General features: G+C 37.6%; 13 protein-coding genes. 12 read left to right on the forward strand and 1 reads right to left on the reverse strand.

Annotation, left to right across the window (positions count from 1 at the left end; translation table 11 throughout):
- Positions 1-4: 4 nt before the first annotated feature.
- The 12 genes from BP95_RS0116995 (at position 5) to BP95_RS0117050 (ending at position 21261) form a co-directional block, all read left to right on the forward strand.
- On the forward strand, positions 5-3112 hold the full coding sequence (locus BP95_RS0116995) for a cyclic peptide export ABC transporter (protein WP_028532792.1): 3108 nt from the start codon (positions 5-7) through the stop codon (positions 3110-3112).
- 31 nt (positions 3113-3143) lie between these two features.
- Positions 3144-6884, forward strand: a complete 3741-nt coding sequence (locus BP95_RS0117000) for a non-ribosomal peptide synthetase (protein ID WP_028532793.1) — start codon at positions 3144-3146, stop codon at positions 6882-6884.
- 13 nt (positions 6885-6897) lie between these two features.
- On the forward strand, positions 6898-8157 hold the full coding sequence (gene fabD, locus BP95_RS0117005; protein ID WP_021255632.1) for an ACP S-malonyltransferase: 1260 nt from the start codon (positions 6898-6900) through the stop codon (positions 8155-8157).
- Positions 8158-8187: 30 nt separating this feature from the next.
- Positions 8188-12024, forward strand: coding sequence for a type I polyketide synthase (locus BP95_RS32015; protein ID WP_051614116.1), 3837 nt, complete (start codon positions 8188-8190; stop codon positions 12022-12024).
- On the forward strand, positions 12017-15313 hold the full coding sequence (locus tag BP95_RS30700) for a beta-ketoacyl synthase N-terminal-like domain-containing protein (RefSeq protein WP_051614117.1): 3297 nt from the start codon (positions 12017-12019) through the stop codon (positions 15311-15313). The genes BP95_RS32015 and BP95_RS30700 overlap by 8 nt, the downstream gene beginning before the upstream one ends.
- A gap of 28 nt (positions 15314-15341) precedes the next feature.
- Positions 15342-16268, forward strand: coding sequence for a Gfo/Idh/MocA family protein (locus tag BP95_RS0117020; protein ID WP_028532794.1), 927 nt, complete (start codon positions 15342-15344; stop codon positions 16266-16268).
- 19 nt (positions 16269-16287) lie between these two features.
- The gene (locus tag BP95_RS0117025) at positions 16288-16542 is read left to right on the forward strand and encodes an acyl carrier protein (RefSeq protein ID WP_021255636.1); all 255 of its coding nucleotides are present in this window, start codon (positions 16288-16290) and stop codon (positions 16540-16542) included.
- Positions 16543-16738: 196 nt separating this feature from the next.
- Entirely contained in the window at positions 16739-17881 is a 1143-nt protein-coding gene (locus tag BP95_RS0117030) for a radical SAM/SPASM domain-containing protein (RefSeq protein WP_021255637.1), read from the forward strand.
- Positions 17882-18003: 122 nt separating this feature from the next.
- Positions 18004-18993, forward strand: a complete 990-nt coding sequence (locus BP95_RS0117035; RefSeq protein WP_028532796.1) for an ABC transporter ATP-binding protein — start codon at positions 18004-18006, stop codon at positions 18991-18993.
- On the forward strand, positions 18990-19799 hold the full coding sequence (locus BP95_RS0117040; RefSeq protein ID WP_028532797.1) for an ABC transporter permease: 810 nt from the start codon (positions 18990-18992) through the stop codon (positions 19797-19799). Before BP95_RS0117035 ends, BP95_RS0117040 begins: the two co-directional genes overlap by 4 nt.
- A gap of 2 nt (positions 19800-19801) precedes the next feature.
- On the forward strand, positions 19802-20617 hold the full coding sequence (locus BP95_RS0117045; RefSeq protein ID WP_021255639.1) for an ABC transporter permease: 816 nt from the start codon (positions 19802-19804) through the stop codon (positions 20615-20617).
- A 71-nt stretch (positions 20618-20688) separates the two neighbouring features.
- Positions 20689-21261, forward strand: a complete 573-nt coding sequence (locus tag BP95_RS0117050) for a uridine kinase family protein (protein ID WP_028532799.1) — start codon at positions 20689-20691, stop codon at positions 21259-21261.
- 176 nt (positions 21262-21437) lie between these two features.
- Here BP95_RS0117050 and BP95_RS33985 read toward each other — a convergent pair whose 3' ends face one another.
- Positions 21438-21800, reverse strand: coding sequence for a cytochrome P450 (locus BP95_RS33985; protein WP_231515132.1), 363 nt, complete (start codon positions 21798-21800; stop codon positions 21438-21440).
- Positions 21801-21859 lie beyond the last annotated feature (59 nt).

The following is a 21859-nucleotide window of genomic DNA, read 5'->3' on the forward strand; positions in this document are numbered from 1 at the left end:
GAATATGAAACGAAGTAAAGTAATTATTTTAATGCTCTTTATGCTTCTAATTTGCTCTCTTAATCAAGAACAGGTCATAGCTGCAACTGTCTTGCCTAACTCCGAGGAAGTTGTAATTGAAAATTTTATTCGAGACACCATGAACGATGCTACAATTCCGGGGCTTTCCGCCGTTATTGTAAAGGGCGATGAGACAATATACAGTAAAGGATTCGGATACGCCGATATAAAGGCAGAAAAATTAGTGACACCGGACACCTTGTTTGAACTCGGTTCTACAAGTAAAGCATTTACCGCACTTGCTATTTTACAACTGGAAGATCAAGGAAAACTCAATCTAGACGATTCGGTTACGAAATACATCCCTTGGTTCCAAATGAATTATGAGGGGGAAAATGTAGATATTACGTTAAAACATCTATTGCATCATACTAGTGGAATCCCCTTTAAGACAATAGGGGACATCCCGATACAAAGTGGGAATCATGCATTAGAAGAAACGGTTCGTACATTAATGAATAAGAGTTTAGATTTTATGCCAGGAGAAAAATTTCATTATGCAACCATAAATTACGATGTATTAGGATTCATTATACAACAGGTAACGGGTGAATCTTTTGAAAATTATTTACGTGATCAAATATTAAAACCACTAGATTTAAACAACACCTATTTATTCCGAAATGAAGCTGAACTTCATGGCATGGCCAAGGGCTATAAGCCTCACTTACTAACACTTGAAGAATATGATGCACCAATATACAGAGGTAATGTGCCGGCTGGATATGTCATTACAAACGCTATAGATATCGCAAAATGGTTAAAAATACAAATCGGTCGTGGAAATAACGAAAACTTCAATATGCAACTAGTTGAAAAGTCACATTTGCCGGATCGTACTGTTCCTCCAGGTGAAAGTGGATCCTCCTATGCTGCAGGATGGTCAGTATTCCAGTCAGGGACAGGGGAGATTTCCCATGAAGGGAGTAATCCGAACTTTTCGTCGTTCATTGTATTCAGACCCCAAGATCAGATTGGAGTCGCTGTCTTGGCAAATTCGAACTCAGCTAACACGAAAATCATAGGACAAGGGATAATGGATATATTGCGAGGTATTGAGCCTCATGAATCCGTTGCTGATACCTATAAAAACATTGATATCACTGCTTCCGTAGTCATTTTTGTTACCTTTGCGTTTATCCCTATCATATTGTTTTTTACATCCATCGCTATTAATCAAACATTTCGAAAAAAACGTAAGTTTATGGGGCAACCTAGTGGAGTAATAAAGAGTTTTATGTTATTGCTGATTTTCACCATATTTTTTGCGTTTTTCCTGTACAAGATCCCGGATGTATTGTATTTCGACTTAAATTGGGATTTCGTTCGGGTATGGGCACCAGATAGTCTGATATATGCTGTAATTAGTTTATTTATCTCCGTTTTGTTGTTTAATATTTACTACTTGCTGACTTCACTTTTCCCTAAAGAAGGCGATAAATCTCTCTTAGTACTAATTATGTTGAGTCTTGCAAGCGGTTTTGGAAACTCACTTATCATTTTTGTTATCAATGAGACCTTAAACCGAAGCGATAATGAACTCCAATTCCAATCTGGGTTACTTCTATATTTCATATTTGGCATTGTTATCTACGTTGTCGGGCAGAAACTTGTTAGAACGCGGATGATAACGATCACGAACAATATTATTTATGACCAAAGAACCAAATTAATCAGTAAGATACTTGGTACCCCTTATCAAAAAATAGAACTTCTAGAACAGGGAAATATTCAGACAACATTAATAAATGATGCGGAAACAGTCAGCGACTTTTCTAATATTATCGTTACTGGTGCGACCAGTCTCGTCACTCTCATTTGTTGTTTTCTCTACATGGGATCGATTAGTTCATACGGTATGTTTGCGTCTATCATGGTCATTGTTATAGCAGCTGGTCTCCACTTTATCATAGGTCGTCAAGCGAACAAATTATGGGAGCAAACAAGGGATATACAGAATACGTTTTATAAATTTATTCATGATATGATCGGTGGATTCAAAGAACTTAGTTTACATCGAAAAAAACAGTTGGATTTCAAACAAGATTTACAGATTAGTTGTGAGAACTATCGTGATAAACAAATATTAGGAAGCCTTAAATTTGCAAATATTAATGTTATTGGGGAATTACTCTTTACATTTGTAATAGGAGCTGTTGTATTCGCATTCCCTTTACTATTTAAGAAACAATTGACAATAGACTCTCTACGAAATTATGTATTCATTTTTTTGTATATGACGGGGCCTGTCCATGGGATATTGCGTACGATTCCAAGCATTCTTAGAGTTCGGATAAGTTGGAGCCGAATCAACCAGCTTTCCAAACAGTTAAACGAGGATGAAGGACTCACTCATAATGAAAATAGCAAGCCTCAATCAATAACGTTAGAGTTGAAAGCAGTTGAATATAGTTATAAAAACAGAGAACAAGAATTCTTTACGATCGGACCGATAAATTGTGTATTTCAATCAGGTGAAATAACGTTTATCACTGGCGGGAACGGCAGTGGCAAGTCGACGATGGCGAAGTTGCTCACTGGTCTATATAAGCCGGATTGCGGAGAAATATCAGTAAATGGTAAGGAAATTACGTACGATCAATTGAGTCAGAATTATTCAGCAATTTTCAGTGATTTTTATTTGTTTGATAAATTGTACGGGGTTGATTACTCGGCAAAAGAAAATGAAATAAAACATTTCTTAAAAATATTGCTTCTAAATGAAAAGGTTCATATCCAAAACGGTAAATTAAGTACTACAAAACTCTCAACGGGACAAAGAAAAAGATTAGCTCTATTAATTAGTTATCTAGAGGATCGTCCTATATATCTTTTTGACGAGTGGGCAGCAGATCAAGACCCTGAATTCAGAGAATTCTTCTACTATACGTTACTCCCTGAACTGAAGAATCAAGGGAAGTGCATCATTGCTGTAACTCATGATGACCGATTCTATCATGTTGCTGACAAATTTATAAAGATGGAGATGGGAAAGATTGTACAAATGAAGTTGAAGGCTGATTCTGAATTTGTACAAGATGAGGTTGTTTGAAATGAAATCTATGGAGAGTCGGTGACCATATATGTTAGGAGACAATGCTAAAAAGATTGATAAATCTAATGTAGAAGACATAGTAGCTCTATCACCGATACAAAAAGGATTGCTATATCATTATTTAAAACATGGAGAACTTGATTATTATTTTGAGCATCTCGACCTAACGCTTACGGGTCAGCTTTGCTTATCATCCATAAGAAGAGCTTGGAATTTTGTAGCCGAAACAAATGAGTTGCTGCGAACCGTTTTTAGATGGGAAAACCTAGATCATCCCCTTCAAATTATATTGAAACAACATACAATTCCCGTAACGATTCACGATTTTTCGGTTCTTACTGAAGAAGAGCGAGAAAAGTTAGTACAAAACGTTAGAGAGCAAGAACGTAATGTTCGATTAAACCTTGAAGTTGAACCAATCCGAGTAACAGTGTGCAAATTAACGAATAACACTTCCGAGATGATCGTTCGTTGGCACCACATCTTATTTGATGGGTGGAGTAATGCAATTATTCTAAAAGAATTACTGGATGCGTACAACTCCTACTATCTTGGTAATCATCCAAAACAAACAAATAAAACAAAATACAAGGAATTCATCAAGTGGCACCAACGGCAGAACAGATCTAAACAAGAGACATTCTGGAGTAACTTTCTTTGTCACTTTGAAGAATCATCCAGTTTGCCATATGACTGGAGTGGGGAGCCATCAGGGGTCGTAGATAGGTTTATTTCGGAGTTGTCTTTATCTGACACTTCCCTTGCAGTTGAATTTGCAAGACAGCAACAACTTACCATTTCTTCGCTTTTATATAGTGTGTGGGCGTTGATGTTAATCAAATATAACTCTCAATGTGATATTGTTTTTGGAACTACAGTATCTGGGAGAGTTCCCTCAATTGAAGCAATTGAGGAAATGGTGGGCCTTTTTATAAACACAGTACCATTGCGTATAAAATCAGATTTCGGCATGCAGGCCCATGATTTCATTCGCTATGTAGATGAAACCTTGCGAATAAGGGAAGAATTTGAACAAACACCGCTAGTGGAAATAGAGAAATATTGCAATCATGAAGGGATCGCGCCACTATTTAATTCCATTGTTGTGATCGAGAATTACCCTGTAGACTCGAAGCTTAGACAAGCAGGTTTTTTAAATATAGAGAGTTACCAAATGTACGAAACTACGAATTATCCACTAACTCTTGGAATCAATTTGAAAGAAAAATTAGAACTGGAATTCATATACGATACTAGTTTATTTACTAGGGAGTTCGTAGAAAGAATGTATGGGCATTTTCAAAATATTTTGTTACAGGTGATTAACAAGCCAGAAATAAGACTTAGTGAAATAGAAATCGTTACAGCTACTGAGAAAAATCAGATTTTATATGCATTTAATAAAGATTTGCATTTGCCTGATAATGGTGAAGTCGTTCATCAGGCTTTTGAGAAGCAGGCAGATAGAACTCCTGATGCAACGGCAATTATCTATAAAGGGATAAAATATAGTTATCGTGAGATCAATGAAAAAGCGAATGCACTAGCACGAATGTTGAGACAAAAAGGTGTGCACGAGGAGAGCTTTGTACCAATTTTGATGGAACGATCGCAAACCTTAATTATATCTATGTTAGGTGTTCTAAAAGCTGGTGGATCGTATATTCCGATTGACAGTGAATACACTTCCGACAGAATTTCAAGAATCTTAGCTGATTGTGAGGCAAACATTCTCGTAACGAAGCAAAAGTTTATGAAAGACATGCATTTTTCAGGTCACACTGTTTTCGTAGAAGATGATTTTGGTGAAGCTGACGCCACAAATCCCAGTAATCTGAACTGCTCATCACATTTGGTTTATATGATCTATACGTCAGGTTCCACTGGCATACCCAAAGGGGTAATGATTGAGCATCGTAATTTACTTGCCTATGTAAGAGCATTTCAACAGGAATTCAGCTTGTCAACGGAGGATGTTATTCTTCAACAAGCCTCTTGCTCTTTTGATGTATTTGTGGAGGAAGTTTACCCAGCTTTGCTTAACGGCGGGACTGTGCTTATTGCGGATAAAGAAGATATTCTGGATTTAAAAAAGCTTGAAAACTTGCTCCACACCCATCAGGTCAGTATTGTATCTTGTTCACCTCTTCTATTGAACGAGTTGAATCGAAGAGCAAACTTTGTTTTTATTCATACTTTTATCAGTGGGGGAGATGTTCTTAAGCCAAACTATATCTCTAATCTGATTGGACATTCGAAAGTTTATAATACTTACGGCCCTACTGAAACAACTGTGTGTGCCACCTATTATCGGTGCAATCGAACCGATGATAATAGTATCCCTATTGGAGGTCCAGTATTAGGATACAACGTCTATATACTTAATCAAGAGAATCAGATTTTGCCTATTGGTATACCTGGTGAAATATGCATTGCTGGTGCAGGAGTCGGTCGTGGATATCGAAATAATCCGAATTTGTCTGCTGAAAAATTTATTTCAGATCCTTTCAATTCCCGTCTACGAATGTACAGGACAGGAGATTTCGGAAAGTGGCTCCCTGACGGTTCCATACATTTTATGGGGCGGAAAGATGAGCAAGTTAAAATCAGGGGATTTCGGATCGAACTTGGTGAAATTGCTCATCATCTTTCAAGTTATGAAAGTATCGAGGATGCAGTCGTTTTGATCGTAAATGATCACACAGGCAACAAATCGATTTCAGCTTATTTGAAGTCAAAGGTTCAACTAACGGTTAGTGAAATAAAAGATTATTTGGCAGGGAAATTGCCTTATTATATGATTCCCTCCCACTTTTATGAAATTGATGCTGTACCACTTACCTCAAATGCAAAAATTGATAAGTCAGCTTTGATCAAATGCGGCCGCAGTTTACATGCTGGGGAAGAAAGTAGCGACACTCCCGATGAAATTGAAAGTTTAATACGTCGAGTGTGGGTGGATATTTTACAGCTTGAAAATGTTGGGTTGCATGACCACTTCTTCGATATTGGAGGAAATTCAATTCTATTAATGCAGCTGCACGCAAAATTAGAAAAAGAGTATAGTTGGGGTGTTTCTATACCTGATTTATTTATCTACTCTACGATTTCCAAGCTTGCAAAATATGTTGCGACCAAAAAACAAGAACTCAGTGAAGAAGTGTTCTTAAATTATGAAAAACTCCCCTCTAACTTCTTTCAACATAATACAAATGCAAACGGTGAGGGAACAATCAAGTTTTACTTGAAAAATCAACGTTTCAAAACATTGAAACAAGTAGCTACAGTCAACAATATTGAACTCTTAGATGTACTGTTATCGATGTATGTATTTCTATTCTCTCAGATTAATAAGCAGAAGACAGTGACCCTTCAATTTACAAGAGCTAATGGATATGCTGTTCCTCTGCTCATAGATTTATCACAGTTTCAAGAGTTCCCTAGACTATTTCAATACATTAGTGAGAAAAGAAATGATGATTTCTATAACCAAACGTATCACTTGGATCAAGCCTATACGATTCGAAGAAACAAAGGTTTCGATGAAATCTTACCTTTAGTTTCGATTGGTGATGAGTTAGCTATTAATTCAAAGTTATTAGAAATATTTGATCTTGTTCTAATTCTAGAAGAACACTACGAGGATGAACAGTTCTTATTCGTATGCAAATTTAACAATAGGCGACTTGGAACGCAACAAATATCCTCCTTAATTAATGGCTATTTGGATGTTGTTGGACAACTTGCAGACAATCATGTTTTTTCATAAGGGGAGAAGAAATATGAAGCGTTTAGCGTTTTTGTTTCCTGGGCAAGGATCTCAATTCGTAGGCATGGGTAAGCAGTTCTATGACAACTATAAAGTGGCGAAAGATGTTTTTGAGGAGGCCAGTGATACACTAGGGCTTGATTTTGTAAAATTATGTTTTGACAGTGCTTCAGATGAGCTTGCTCGCACTGAAAATACACAACCTGCAATACTTACAATGAGTGTTGCCGCGTACAAGCTATATATGGAGCTCATTGGCTTTCAACCCGCTTATGCCGCCGGACATAGCCTAGGAGAGTTCTCTGCGTTAACATGTGCAGGAGTTATTACATTTGCGGATGCATTGCAGATAGTGAGGCAAAGAGGAATATTCATGCAGGAAGCAGTTGCAGAAGAGATCGGTGCGATGTGTGCGATCATTGGTATGCGGCAAGAAATTGTTGAGGAAGAATGCAAGAAATTCTCGGAATCAGATCGAATTGCTGTAATATCTAACTACAATTCTCCACAACAAACGGTTATTTCTGGACATAGGAAAGCTGTTAACTCAGTTGCTAAACAACTTGAAGATCGAGGTGCCCGTGTTTCGTTCTTGCGAGTCAGTGCTCCTTTTCATAGCCCATTAATGGAACCGGCTGCATGTAAGCTACATCAAGAATTGCTTACTTATAAATACAATCAGTTTGATTTTCCGGTTATATCCAATGTTTCTGGAAGACCATACCGTGATGATAGCGAGGTCATTGAAACGCTTACCGCTCAAATGACCTCACCTGTACGATGGAATGAATCTATGCAGTATCTTGTTCAGATGGGGATAAACCACTTTGTGGAGTTAGGGCCACAAAACATACTGACGAAATTACTAAAGGATAATGAGCAAATAGTAAGTCTAGCTTTTGGGAAAATACAAGATGTCGAGCTCGCAAAGAAAGTATTCGAAATCGAAATGATGAGTAATACCTCTAATGGAGAACAAAAGAACTTGATAACGAAATGCCTTGCTGCAGCTGTGTGCACAAAAAATAATAATTGGGATAATGAAGCTTACCGATCGGGTGTCATTGAATCATACAAGAAAATCGAACAAATACAGCAGAAAATCGACTTGTATGATCATTTCCCAACTGTTGAAGAATTAAAGGAAGCAATATATCTGTTGAAAACGATCTTCGAAACAAAGCAAGTACCTCTACAAGAACAACAAGAACGATTTAAAGAGATTTTAGAGCAAACTGGGACGACTTCTTTATTCTCGGATATTTTATCTTAGTCATTATCCTTAGGAAGTTCGGAGGTAACCATGTTAGATCTAAATTCAATTCAATTAAAAGATATTACGGTAAAAGGCGAATATGACGTACACGTTGACGATTCTATTGTGTCGGATATTGCAATAATTGGGATAGGTGTAAACCTTCCTGGAGCGGATACGGTTGAAGAGTTTTGGCACAACCTTCGCACTGGTTTTGATGGTGTTCGAGATATTCCGACTTCGAGAAAAAAAGATGTTGATAACTATTTTGCTTGTTTAGGCAAAGAATCAAAAGCAATCCGTTACGGTCAGGCTGCATATTTAGAGGATATAGATAAGTTTGATTACAATTTTTTTAAAATATCCCCTAAGGAGGCAAGTCTACTTGATCCCAACCAACGCCTTTTTCTTCAAGTTGCATGGAGTGCAATTGAGGATTCAGGTTATGGAGGCAAGAAGCTTGAAGGAAGCAATACGGGGGTTTATTTGGGATTCGGATCCGATTCGGACTATAAAAAAATAATACATGAAGTTGATCCGGAATCCCTTCAGTTGTCTATGCCAGGGAATGTAAGGCCGATCATCGCTAGCCGAATTTCTTATATTACAGATCTAAAAGGCCCCAGTATGATTGTAGATACGACTTGTTCCTCATCACTTGTGGCCGTTCATCTCGCTTGTCAGGCATTACGTAATGGAGAATGTGATATGGCGATTGCTGGGGGCGTACAAATTCATTTATTGCCCGTAAGGGATTTCGAGGTAGGCATTGAATCGTCAACTTCTCGAACGCGCGCATTTGACGATAGTTCGGACGGGACAGGAACCGGTGAAGGCGTAATTGCCATTATGTTAAAACCGCTGACCAAAGCAATAGAGGACAGAGATAATATTTATTCTGTAATTAAATCAACTGCAGTTAACCAAGACGGCAATTCACCAGGAATCACTGCACCCAATGCTGAGGCGCAAGAAGAATTAATAGTAGACGCATGGAACAAAGCTGGGATTCATCCTGAAACGATATCTTACATTGAGGCTCATGGGACAGGAACTAAATTGGGGGACCCTATCGAAGTAGAAGGCATTCAGCGAGCTTTTCAACGGTATACAGATCGAAAACAATTTTGTGCCATAGGGTCTGTAAAGAGCAATATCGGTCATTTAGACAATACCTCTGGAATCGTGGGATTGTTAAAGGCCGTCATTTCTCTAAAATACAAAGAATTATTTCCAACTCTTCATTTCAAGAGACCTAACCGTAAAATTAACTTTGAGTCATCACCTTTATATGTAAACGATCAGTTAAAAAAATGGGAAGTTGGAAATGACAAACGTCGATGTGGCGTAAGTTCGTTTGGATTAAGCGGAACTAACTGTCATGTAATAATGGAAGAAGCTCCAGAACAAGTAACATCTGCGCCAGTACCAAGAAATGAAATATTCCTTATTTCAGCTAAAACGGAGACCTCTATCAATAAACTGGTTAGAAGATTTATATCTTACTTACATGTACATAAAGAAATCAATATTGCTGATTTATGTTACACGCTTAGCACAGGAAGAGGTCATTACAATTACAGGCTGGCTATCATTGCAAAGAGTACAGAAGATCTTCTGGAAAAGTTAAATCTGATTGAGCGAAATGGACTGAACACAGAATACGGAAGCACGATGCAATATAATGAGTTTTCATTACAACATGTGGCTAATAAAGAACAGACTCTATTGGCACACGAACAAATAATCAATTATTTGGCGACTGAGAGGCAGGAAACAAGAATACTGCAAGAAGTAGCCACTCTTTACGTTCAAGGAGCCGATATTGAATGGGAAAGTCTGTACCGTAGGGAAAAAAGATACAGGTTACATCTTCCGGCTTATTCATTTGAAAAGAATCGATGCTGGTTGGATATTCAGCCGCGTAAGAACATATCAACCGTTGAAAATAAGCTGGACAGATTTTACACAAGCACATGGGAAATAAAAGATCTGCAAAAGGTTGTTGAGAAAAAACCGATAGTATCATTGCTAATTAATGATGGTCATGGAGTAGGTACTATAATCGCTGAAAAGCTTAGAAAAGATGGCGAAACAGTAATAAAAGTAGAAGCAGGCGAAACATTCAAAAAAATTAATGAAGAAGCTTATATTATCGCAGGAGACATTAATGATTATAATCTGTTGATTAAGGATATCGATTGGACAAAGGTGACCAGAGTTATTCATATTTGCTCATTATCTGGCAATGAGTATGAAGATACATTGGACAATTTGGAGCAAGGTTTAGAACGTGGCGTATATAGTCTGTTCTATCTCATAAAAGCTTTAACGGCTCAACAAATAAGTAATGGGATAAATATTAAAATTGTAACCACTTATGCGGTTCAAGTAAGTAATGAAAGAACGGAAATACGCCCTGAACGTTCTGCTTTATTTGGTTTAGGCAAAGTCATCGGATGGGAAAATAAAACCTTGCATGTGAACTGTATCGACATCGATGACAAAACTGATTTGGACAATGTGATCAATGAATTCCGTGCTCAAGATAAAGAATACAAAGTGGCATATCGAAATAACAAAAGATACGTTGAACGGCTTATCAGTAAAAATTTTCCAAGCCCAAGCCAAGCAGGATTTAAATTGCAAACTGATGGTGTGTATATCATTACTGGAGGAGCAGGTGGTATCGGATTAGAGATAGCTACATTTTTGGCTGCAAAAGAAAAAATTACGTTGGCGTTATTAAATCGCTCTCCGTTGCCGAAGGGATCCATCTCTCCAACAGGCGATAGGGATCGACAACTCGCACAATTCACCGCAATGAAAAATATTGAACAAATGGGGACCAAGCTAGAGTATATCCAAGCAGATATTACAGATGAAGAGCAATTGAAGACTGCCATCGCTTTGCTAAAAAATCGATATGGGAAAATCAACGGTGTCGTACATGCAGCAGGAATTGCTGAGGGAGACTTGTTAAGAAATTTATCACTTCATACGTTCAAAAAGGTGATGGCACCTAAAGTGCAAGGAACCTGGTTACTTAACAAATATCTGCACGAAGAAGATTTGCAATTCTTTGTGTTATTCTCCTCAGCCATTACTTTAATCGGGGGACTAGGTTCCGGTCCATATACAGCTGCAAATGCGTTTATGGATGCATTTCCTTCTTACCGGGGGAGCAAAATTGGAAAAACAATGGTGATCAACTGGCCGTCATGGCAGAAAACAAGTTTAGCTGATAATAGCAGCATTGTTGATGAAAAGAAGGAATTATTTAGCATGCTATCTCCGGAAGATGCAGTTAAGGCATTTTATAATGCGATCCAGAGTGACTCGGCACAGATGTTCATTGGTAATTTAAATGTAAATAGTGATGTATTTGAACTAGGCGATTTTCTTCCATTCCGCTTATCTCCTAAGGTGAGGGAGGAAATAGTAACAGGAAATGTTAACACACAGGACATGGTTCCTACAGGAAACCAATTACAGGTCAAACTTAAAGGGAAATCCAGTGCATATACGTATGTAGAAAAACAGATTGCAAAGGCGTGGCGTCAAGTTCTTGGTTATGAAGAGTTGGATGTAAACGATAACTTTTTTGATATTGGTGGAGATTCGATTATGATCACTCGAGTCCATTCCATCATTGATAAGGAATTTCCTAATAAAGCAACAATCGCAGATCTATTTTCTTACCCTACAGTAGCCAAGTTATCTGAGCATATCAGTAAGGATGATTATACATCCAGTAGTCAGCCTAAAGTAAGCAATAATGTCAGATCAAATATCTCAGCATTGTTCGAGCGAGTATCACAAGAAGAAATAACCATTGAACAAGCTATAACATTATATCGCGCAATTGGGGTGAAGCATGGATAAAATTGCACGGATAATATTTGAAAAAGTTTCTTCAGGTGAATTAGAGAAAGAAATTGGCTTGGATATATTACAAGAATTAAAAGAGATCAACACAACAAACAACCAAGATATTGCAGTTATCGGCCTCTCCGTTAATTTGCCAGGAGCTAGCAACTTGGATGAATTTTGGAGGAATATTAGAAATAAACGTGAATTCATTCGAGAACTATCTAATGTTAGAAAGCAAGATAGCGAATCATTTATATTAAACTTCACACATCTTGACAAAAAAAGCATAAGGTACAGTTACGGTGGGTATTTAGATAACGTTGATCATTTTGATTATAGTTTCTTTCATTTATCTCCAAATGAAGCAGCGTATATGGATCCCAATCAGAGACTCTTCCTCGAAAGCTGTTGGGAGGCAATTGAAGATGCTGGTTACGGAGGCAACAAACTAATTGGAAGCAGAACGGGAGTTTATCTTGGTTATGCCGACTGGCCTGTTTACGGTCAATATGTTTCGAAGAATTGTCCAACCTTTATTAATACAGCTAGCGTTGGCAACACCCCTTCAATCATTGCAAGCCGAATCTCCTTTCTGCTTAACTTCCAAGGGCCAGCCTTTCTTGTTGATACAGCTTGTTCATCATCATTGGTTGCGATCCATTTAGCTTGCACGGCATTAAAGAATAACGAATGTGAACAAGCTATCGCAGGTGGTGTAAAGGTTTCTCTTATACCCGCCGAAGGCGTGTTCGAAATAGGAATCGAGTCGTCTAACCGAAAGACGAAGACTTTTGATGCTGACTCAGATGGTACTGTTTGGGGTGAAGGCAGTATTGCATTATTACTAAAGCCTCTGGAAAAAGCATTGTCGGATAATGATTATATCTACGCAGTCATAAAAGGCAGTGCCATGAATCAAGATGGGGCTTCCGTAGGAATTACTGCACCGAATGCTGCTTCACAAGAAAAATTACTAATGAATGCGTGGAAAGATGCTGGGATAGACCCTGAAACAATCTCTTACATCGAAGCACATGGGACTGGAACAAAGTTGGGTGATCCTATTGAAATTGATGGAATAAGAAGGGCGTTTCGTCATTTTACGGATAAAAAACAATTTTGTGGAATTGGTTCCGTTAAAACAAATATTGGGCACCTAGACGGCACCTCTGGAGTCGCAGGTTTGGTTAAAGCTATCGCATCACTAAAGTATAAAGAACTTCTCCCGACAATTAATTTTTCGAAGCCTAACAGTAAAATTGGGTTTGAAGATTCTCCAGTATATGTGAATGATCGATTACAGACATGGGAGACAGGATATAACCCTAGAAGGTGTGGTGTAAGTTCTTTTGGATTTAGCGGTACGAATTGTCACGTGATTTTAGAAGAATCTCCCCTTCTAGATGAGAATCAATCTATTGATGCCAGTGGCGAGATTGTCCTTGCATTATCTGCTAAAAGTAATTCGGCTTTGAAAGAATTAGTCGAAAAATATATTCCGTTTTTAGAGGACAGCCAAGTCAATTTACATGACATTTGTTACACTGCCAACACAGGACGAGGGCATTACAATGTTCGATTGGCTATCATTGCGGATGACAGAAGAGAACTGATAAAAAAGCTCAATTTAATCTTAGTTCAAAATTTCAATATCCCGCCTAATAACGGAATTTTCTTTGGCGAACATCGCGCGGTAACTGTGATTCGAAATGACAGATCACAGGGGATAATCACAACTGAAGAATGCAGACAGTTAAGTGATGAAGCGAATGAACAACTTTTGGATATAGATAACAATAATAAATGGGTCAACATAAATACGATTTGCCAATTGTATATCAAGGGGGCAAATATTAATTGGGAATTATATTATAAGACAGAAAACAGGAGAAAAGTTCGAGTCCCCACCTACCCATTTCAACGTGTCAGATGCTGGATTGATACGAATGATGCAGTTCATGAACAATTGAACCATACAGAGGTTAGGCTGACAGGAAGGACAGATAATGATTATCCAGAGCTAGAAAAACAAATAGCAACTGTATGGGGAGAGACATTGGGACTTACTGAAATCGATGTTTATGCTGACTTTTTTGACCTAGGTGGGAATTCTATCTTAGCTGTTAAAATGGAAGTTGATTTGGAACGACTGAATATTTCCGTTTCTTCAGAAATGATATACAACTATCGGAGTCTTCATGCAATAGTTGAACAATTGGAAAAGTTAGATTCAAAAAATGTAAGTAACAACTTCCTGTCAGATGAGATCATTATGGATTCCCTGTTGCAGGACAGTAGACTTTTGGAAAGATTCAATCCGTTTAATGATGTTTTTTTCAAAAATTGCTTCTATAACTCTGTCTTTCCGATTATTTCACACTTTCAAGAAGATATTTTTCCTTTTCTACTTGATGATTTCATCTTGTTCACTTTCATGGAAGCTGATGATGGCGGCAAAATCTATTCAGTCGAATATTGCGCATCGCATGAATTGCAAGACCTGTTCGAAGACTCGAATCTTGTCGTGGAGAGCAAATGGGATCATGAAAAAATAATTGAAGACATTATTGAAGGCATCTCAGGGGATAGGCCGGTAGTTGTGTGGGTCGACTCCTATTACGAATCAATTCGAAAAGACACCTTTCTCAAACAACATTTGGATCACACCATACTTGTATATGGTTACGATAAAAAAAATGAGCTTTTCCACGTAATTGAACATGATCGACGCGAAAACCTTTCCTACAAGAAATGTATCATGCCGTTCACTGATATTATAAATGGTTCGGAAGGGTACAAGAGAAATTTTTCGAGTGAAAATAAACCGAGTCATTATATTTTCAGTCATCAAAAAAGGGAGCGGCGAAAGCCTGACTATGTCGATATCTTTGCAGAAAACATAGAAAATCATAGAGATAAACTACAATCAAGCATGAACGCTTTGCACCAATTCAATCAATATTTCATCACATTAGCTAGCAATGAGCTAGAATTACGATCCCAACTCGATACTTTGATCAGCTTTTTCAATGATGTTTTAAATGCTAAGTATATCGAGAAATATCGTTTAACATTATTGTTTGGTGAAGATGACGAAGTTGTGCTTCATGTAATTAAATTGATAGCACAATGGGATCATATTAGAAAATCAGTTCTTAGGTTCAAGTATCAGCCTATTTATCATACTGATATGTTTCAACCAGCCTATGAGAAATTACTTGAGCTTGAAGCTGATGAAAAATCATTTCACATCACATTGTTTGCAAAATTGGATCATGTCACAAGGCAAAATCAACTGTAAAGAAAATTGTAATGGAGGAGAAGAATCTATGAAAGCAGTAGTCGTTGGTTGTGGAGTAATGGGGCGTACACATGCAATGTGCTATCAGAAAATGACCGATGTTGAACTTGTTGGCGTTTGCGACTCTAATTTCCCTCTGGCTGAAGAGCTAGCAAATTCAACTGGAACCCAGGCATTTGAATCATTTGATGAAATGATGACGAAGATTAAGCCTGATGTAGTTAGTGTCACTTTGCCCACTTATCTACATAAAACATTTGTTGTCAAGGCAGCTGATTATGGATCTCACCTCATTTGTGAGAAGCCAATTGCACACACACTTCAAGACGCAAGAGAAATGATTGAGCATTGTGAAAAGAAAGGGGTTCGTCTGTTCGTTGGACATGTACTGCGTTATTTTCCAGCTTATGCTGAAATGAAGGAAAAAATCAAAGTTGACATGATCGGAATCGTTGAAAAAGCAAATACGAGACGAGCAGTAGCTTTTCCGGAATCTAGTTGGTATCGAGACAGTGACAAAGGTGGAAACGTAATCTTTGATTTAATGATTCACGATATCGATTACTTGCGCTGGGTGCTGGGGGAGGTGAAAACGATACAATGCATAATGCGCCGCACTGAAAAATTGGAATATGCGACTAGTACTTTGAGGTTTGAGAATGGTGCAACAGCAAATTTAGAAGCGTATTGGGGGGCACCTGGTTCTTATTTAAATGTAGCTGAGGTGATTGGTTCACAAGGAAAGGTACGTTTTGACAGTACAGATTCACCAGTAGACGAGAACCATGTCGAATCTTATACTGATAATCCGTATTATTGTGAGCTTAAGAATTTTGTTGATTGTATTCGTGATGATAGTGAGGCATTAGTTACGACATCAGATGCCTATAAAGCTATAGAAATTGCATTAGCGGGGATGGAATCTGCCCGAGCAGGCAAAGCAGTAATACTCTAGTATTTAAGGAGGAGTTATCATGGTAAACGATATTAAGGAGAAGGTAGTCAACTTGCTCAGGGAAAATCTGGAGGATATCAATGAAATGGATCAAATCGATCCTGATCAGGATTTGTCAATTTACGGTGTGAATTCACTCACCTTCATTAAGTTGGTTATCGCAGCAGAAATGGAATTTGGACTGAAATGGAAGGACGAAGATTTAGATTTTAGCAACTTCTCAACAATCAACAACATTGTAAATTATATTTCTTCAACCAATGCAATTGCTTAGGTAAATGTGAGTCCAACAACTTTGTAAAGTGATGCACTTACCATACTAGAGAGCCATATCGAATCACTCTGATATATTTAGAACAAGAGATTGAAATGATATGGCTCCAGTATCAATCAGATAGAAGCGGTACAACACATGGAAAGTAGATTCCGCCCGATCGAAATCATCATATCCATTGAAAGAGAGGGAGACTATGTTAGTAAGAGCCGGAGAACTGAGAGATGAAAAGTTGGTGGAATATGTACAGAATTTAGCTCCTCAGATTAAACAGCTAACGTTATTTCCATCTGAACTGTGCAACTATCGTTGCACATTCTGCCATATATGGGGAGAAACTGGTTGGGCCTTAAAGGAACCTCAAAGGGTTATTAAGGAACAGCTAGATATTGATGTGCTCAAAAATTTCATTGATCAAGTCACTGCGGTCAACAAGAATCTTGGCGTTATAATAACTGGCGGAGAACCAATGCTTTATAAGCATTTCACTGAACTGGTGGAACATCTTCGCAAGAAAAAGGCTTCCGTATATCTACTTACGAATGGCTCATTAATAAAAAATAGAATCCCATTTATTTTAGAAAATATTGTTGCAATGAATATCTCTCTCGATGGGCCAGAGGAGTTCCATGATTCCATAAGAGGCAAAAACAGCTTTAATACGGTTTGTGAAAATATTGAAGCATTAATAAGAGAAAAAAAGAAACAGAATAAGATGTTTCCGATAATCAATATCACAATGGTGCTCTCCAAATATAATTACAGAAGTGCGAAAGACTTTTTACATGCATTGCGCGAGCGTTTTAAAGATGCCAAAGTTGTTCTGCATGACACAAAAAATCCATGGACGAAACGAAGGGATCTTTCTGTTAATTTCGCGCCTCTCCTCTACACTACACGTGAAAGAGGACTCGCTTACGCTAATGAGATGAAGGAGTATCTCGATTGTGACGTGTCTCCAGCATGGAATGGGTTCGTAGAAGATTCGATTGATATCGATACAAATATTTTGAAAAGAGACCTTGAAGAAATTTGGCGTTCAGAGGGGGTCGATTATTCGGAATTTATTGATATTCATGATTATTACACGGATATAGAAAATCTTTTTGGCCGTTCAAAATGCGTGGCTCCATGGCATGAACTAATTATTCGTAGAACGGGAGATGTTTATCCTTGTGTTGACCTGCCAGATTATAAACTGGGCAATATATATAGTTCGACGTTTGAAGAAATTTGGGAGGGAGAACGAGCGACTAAGTTTAGAGAACATCTAAAAATGCATAATCTCATGATGTGTAATCGTTGTACTCGCATGTTTGCGGATAAAGATTCTTATTAATTGATGACTCGGATTACATTTGGAGAGAGCCCTTGATTAATAAGGGCTTCTCGAGTATTAGGTCATTTCAAGAACTCTCTTCGTAGTTTCATATCATTTAAAAAAGAAGGAGAGTGAACTAGTTGCCCATCATCGAAGCCAACAACCTGACAAAAACATTTACATATTACGAAAAAGAAACTGGTCTTCGAAATTCGTTCAAGAACTTGTTCAAGCGAAATGAACTTTCCAAGGAAGCGGTAAAGGGAGTGTCATTTTCAATTGATGAAGGTGAAATTGTAGGCTTTTTAGGGCCAAATGGCGCAGGAAAGACAACTACATTAAAAATGCTGTCAGGCATCCTTTATCCATCAGAAGGAACCGCATCTGTAATGGGATTTATTCCCTGGCAACGCAAAAAACAATACAAGATGAATTTTTCAATTGTAATGGGTCAAAAAAGTCAACTTTGGTGGGATCTACCGGCAAACGAATCGTTATTGTTGAGTAAATACATTTATGAGATCCCTGACAAGGATTATCAATCTTCGCTTAGCGAGATGTCAGAGTTACTGGATGTCGCTGATCTACTCAAAGTACAGGTTAGAAGGCTATCTCTTGGTGAAAGAATGAAATTAGAACTTATCGCTGCCTTGATACATAGACCTAAAGTCATGTTTTTAGATGAGCCGACTATTGGACTCGATATTATTTCACAAAAAAAAATAAGAGATTTTTTAAAATACTATAACCAACAAAAGAAAACAACCATAATACTCACAAGCCACTACATGAATGATATCGAGGATCTATGTAAAAGATCAATAATAATTAATCAAGGAATAGTAGTCTATGATGGCCAATTGAATAAAGTCAATAGTGTTTTCATGGATCGGAAATTAATTCATTTGCAGTTCTCTGAATTTGTTGAGCAGGCGTGCTTAATAGAGTATGGAACTATTAGAGAATATAGTGGTTATAATGTCTTGCTGGAAGTTAATAAAAATGGGATAAAGCAGACCATGAAGGCAATACTAGATCGGTTTCCAGTATTTGATTTCACCATTGAAGACATTTCGATAGAAGAAGGGATAGCGAAGCTTTACAAAATGGATGGTGATGTTCCTTCATGAAACCGTGGCTTAAATATTTTATGGCTTTCAGGCTTGGTCTTCAGAGTTCAATGGCATATAGAGCTGATTTTCTATTAAGTCTTTTTAGCATATCTTTTCCAGTAATGATACAGTTCTTTCTTTGGAGTACTATTTATAGTAACTCTGGAAATTCAGAAATGTTTGGATATACATTTAACCAGATGATCATATATATCATAATGGCGGGGATCATATCCAAGCTTTCATCAGCAGGTTTCGAATATGAAATTGCAAGTGAAATTAAAAATGGCGGCTTAAGCAAATTTCTTGTTCAACCAATCAATTACTTCAGTCATAAAATATGTGGATTCCTGGGCAGTAAATCATTTCAAACAATTATTATATTAATCATTACATTTGGTTTACTGATATTCCTACAAATATCAGCGGATATGAAATTAAATCCAGTTCATTTTTTGTTTTTTATCTGTGCTATTTTTTTGTCGACGATCATCAACTTCCTTGTTTTTTTCTGTTTTAGCACACTTGCATTCTGGATGACAGAAGTTGGCAGTGTTTTTTTTGGGATACGATATTTGATTAGTATTCTTGGAGGTGGGGTTTTTCCTCTTGAAGTATTTGGTTCGACAATCACAAACATATTACAATATTTCCCTTTTCAGTATATTATTTATTTGCCTATCAATATTATCAGCGGGAAAATTAATTTTCTTGAAATTATGAGGGGCATAACCATACAGGTTGTTTGGATCATTGTCATGTTGATTGCAGCCAACCTCCTTTGGAAAACGGGGCTAAAAAAATATGTCGCGGTGGGGGGATAGGTATGCTGAGAATTATGATTAAAGAATTACATAAGCATATCTTATTATACTTCTTGTTTATTCGTAGATATATTATCTCGCAGATGGAGTACAGAGGGAATTTCTTTTCCTTTTTGATACTTGAGATTTTAATACTAATCTCGAAACTACTATATGTTGTAGTAATTTATCGTACTGGCGTTGATATTGACGGACTGCCGCCCGATGCAATACTTATGTTTACCGGTACTTTTTTTATTATCTCAGCTATTTACGGAAGTTTGTTCTTGCATAATTTCTATACCTTTCAGGGGCTTGTTTCAGATGGAGAACTGGATCTATATATGACTAAGCCTGTATCTCTTCAATTTATGGCCACTATGAGTAAGGTAGACTTTGCTGCCTTTATCCCCAATATGACCGCGGGAATCATCCTAGTGATGAAAGGTTGGAAAGCAATGAACATTCCTATAGAATGGTTCAACATATTGGGTTACATTGGATTTATCTTCATTGGTGTAATTATAATGTATTGTATTTTACTTTTCCCTCAATTGCTTGCTTTTTGGACCACAAAAACGAGAGCAATCAATGAAATTACATCGGCCTTATCCAATTTTAACGTCATGCCGATGATGATTTATAAAAAATGGATGCAAAGATTAGGTACCTTTGTTGTCCCTATTTTTTTGATTACTAATTTTGCACCTTTGTTTGTTCTTGATCGACTTAACCATTTCTACATCTGGTGGTGCATTTTTGTACCTATTCTATCTCTGTTGCTAATAAGGATTTTTTGGAACCTTGCAATAAAAAAATATAACAGTGCAAGTAGCTAAAATGTCTGAAATGAATCTCATCAAAATACTCAAAGGTCTTTTTTGCCAATATTAAAGAGGAGCTGATAGAATTGAAACCTGTTATTGTGGGAATTGCCGGCGGTACGGGCAGTGGTAAGTCCACTTTTTGTAAATTATTGCATGATGAGTTGAGTGATTGCCAAGTTTCTGTAGTCTCTACTGACCATTTCTATAAAAAAGTGTTACCCAAAATGATATCACCTGTTTCAAATGTGGAATATGACGATTACAACCATCCAGATGCATTGGACTATAATAAGTTGATGGCGTACTTACACAATATACTGAATTCTAAAAAACGTCCTGATGTAATTATCGTAGAAGGCATTTTCACACTTTATTTTGAAGAGCTGAGGCGATTGTTAGATGTCAAGATCTTTACTGAACTTGATGCAGATGAGCGCATGTATAGAAGAATCAGTAGGAATATGAAGAGCTGGGGAATGGGGCTCGAGGAAGTTGCAACTTATTATCTAGATGCTGCAAAACATAGAGAACAAGAATTTGCGCTCCCTACTAAAAAATTCGCCGATATAATTATTAATGGCAATCATCTAGATGGAAATTTGAAACATATTATCAGTTGTTGGATAAGAAGTAACATAACAAAAGAACATTCCTAAAATGAGCAGCTATTATTCGTACGGCTCGTTTGCCCCATAAAAAAATCCCCTCCGGTAGCAGCGTATAAGACCATCTTTACAGATGTCTTTTTTCGTTGTCTGCTCAGAGGGGATGTTACCGCATAGATTGGTATTTTTTTTTTGGGGATTCCGATATTTAATCGCTGAATCGTCTATCAGCGTTGTACACGCATTGGTAAATCAGTCAGCGTCTGCCCAGCGGCAAAAGGCGTCAGATTTTCCTCCAATTTGAATCCGGGAACCGGCTCAATACGTTGGAAATGAAACAAAAACAACCTCAGACCAATGTTTGCCTCCAGCCGTGCGAGTGGAGCTCCAAGGCAGAAGTGAGGGCCGTATCCAAAGGTTAAATGCTGCTTGTTATTTGGACGGTGAATGTTCAGTGTAAACGGATCCACAAATACCACCTTGTCCAAATTGGCTGCGCTCATCCAGGCGACGACGACATCGCCTTTTTTGAGTTCTTCGCCAAGCACTTTATTATCCATCATGGTAACATGGAAGCCGTAACGAAGCATTTCTTCGATTGTATTCGGAAGAAGTTCGCGATTGGCCTGTATCTCAGCATAGATCTAAT

The organism is Paenibacillus sp. UNC217MF (assembly GCF_000686865.1).
GTDB classification, from domain to species: domain Bacteria; phylum Bacillota; class Bacilli; order Paenibacillales; family Paenibacillaceae; genus Paenibacillus_B; species Paenibacillus_B suaedae.

Coding starts and splice junctions, on each gene's coding strand:
- BP95_RS0117030 (WP_021255637.1), top strand. CDS start 16,739: ATGTTAGTAAGAGCCGGAGAACTGAGAGATGAAAAGTTGGTGGAATAT.
- BP95_RS30700 (WP_051614117.1), top strand. CDS start 12,017: ATGGATAAAATTGCACGGATAATATTTGAAAAAGTTTCTTCAGGTGAA.
- BP95_RS0117000 (WP_028532793.1), top strand. CDS start 3,144: ATGTTAGGAGACAATGCTAAAAAGATTGATAAATCTAATGTAGAAGAC.
- BP95_RS0117040 (WP_028532797.1), top strand. CDS start 18,990: ATGAAACCGTGGCTTAAATATTTTATGGCTTTCAGGCTTGGTCTTCAG.
- fabD (WP_021255632.1), top strand. CDS start 6,898: ATGAAGCGTTTAGCGTTTTTGTTTCCTGGGCAAGGATCTCAATTCGTA.
- BP95_RS0117025 (WP_021255636.1), top strand. CDS start 16,288: ATGGTAAACGATATTAAGGAGAAGGTAGTCAACTTGCTCAGGGAAAAT.
- BP95_RS0117020 (WP_028532794.1), top strand. CDS start 15,342: ATGAAAGCAGTAGTCGTTGGTTGTGGAGTAATGGGGCGTACACATGCA.
- BP95_RS0117045 (WP_021255639.1), top strand. CDS start 19,802: ATGCTGAGAATTATGATTAAAGAATTACATAAGCATATCTTATTATAC.
- BP95_RS32015 (WP_051614116.1), top strand. CDS start 8,188: ATGTTAGATCTAAATTCAATTCAATTAAAAGATATTACGGTAAAAGGC.
- BP95_RS33985 (WP_231515132.1), bottom strand. CDS start 21,800: ATGCTTCGTTACGGCTTCCATGTTACCATGATGGATAATAAAGTGCTT.
- BP95_RS0116995 (WP_028532792.1), top strand. CDS start 5: ATGAAACGAAGTAAAGTAATTATTTTAATGCTCTTTATGCTTCTAATT.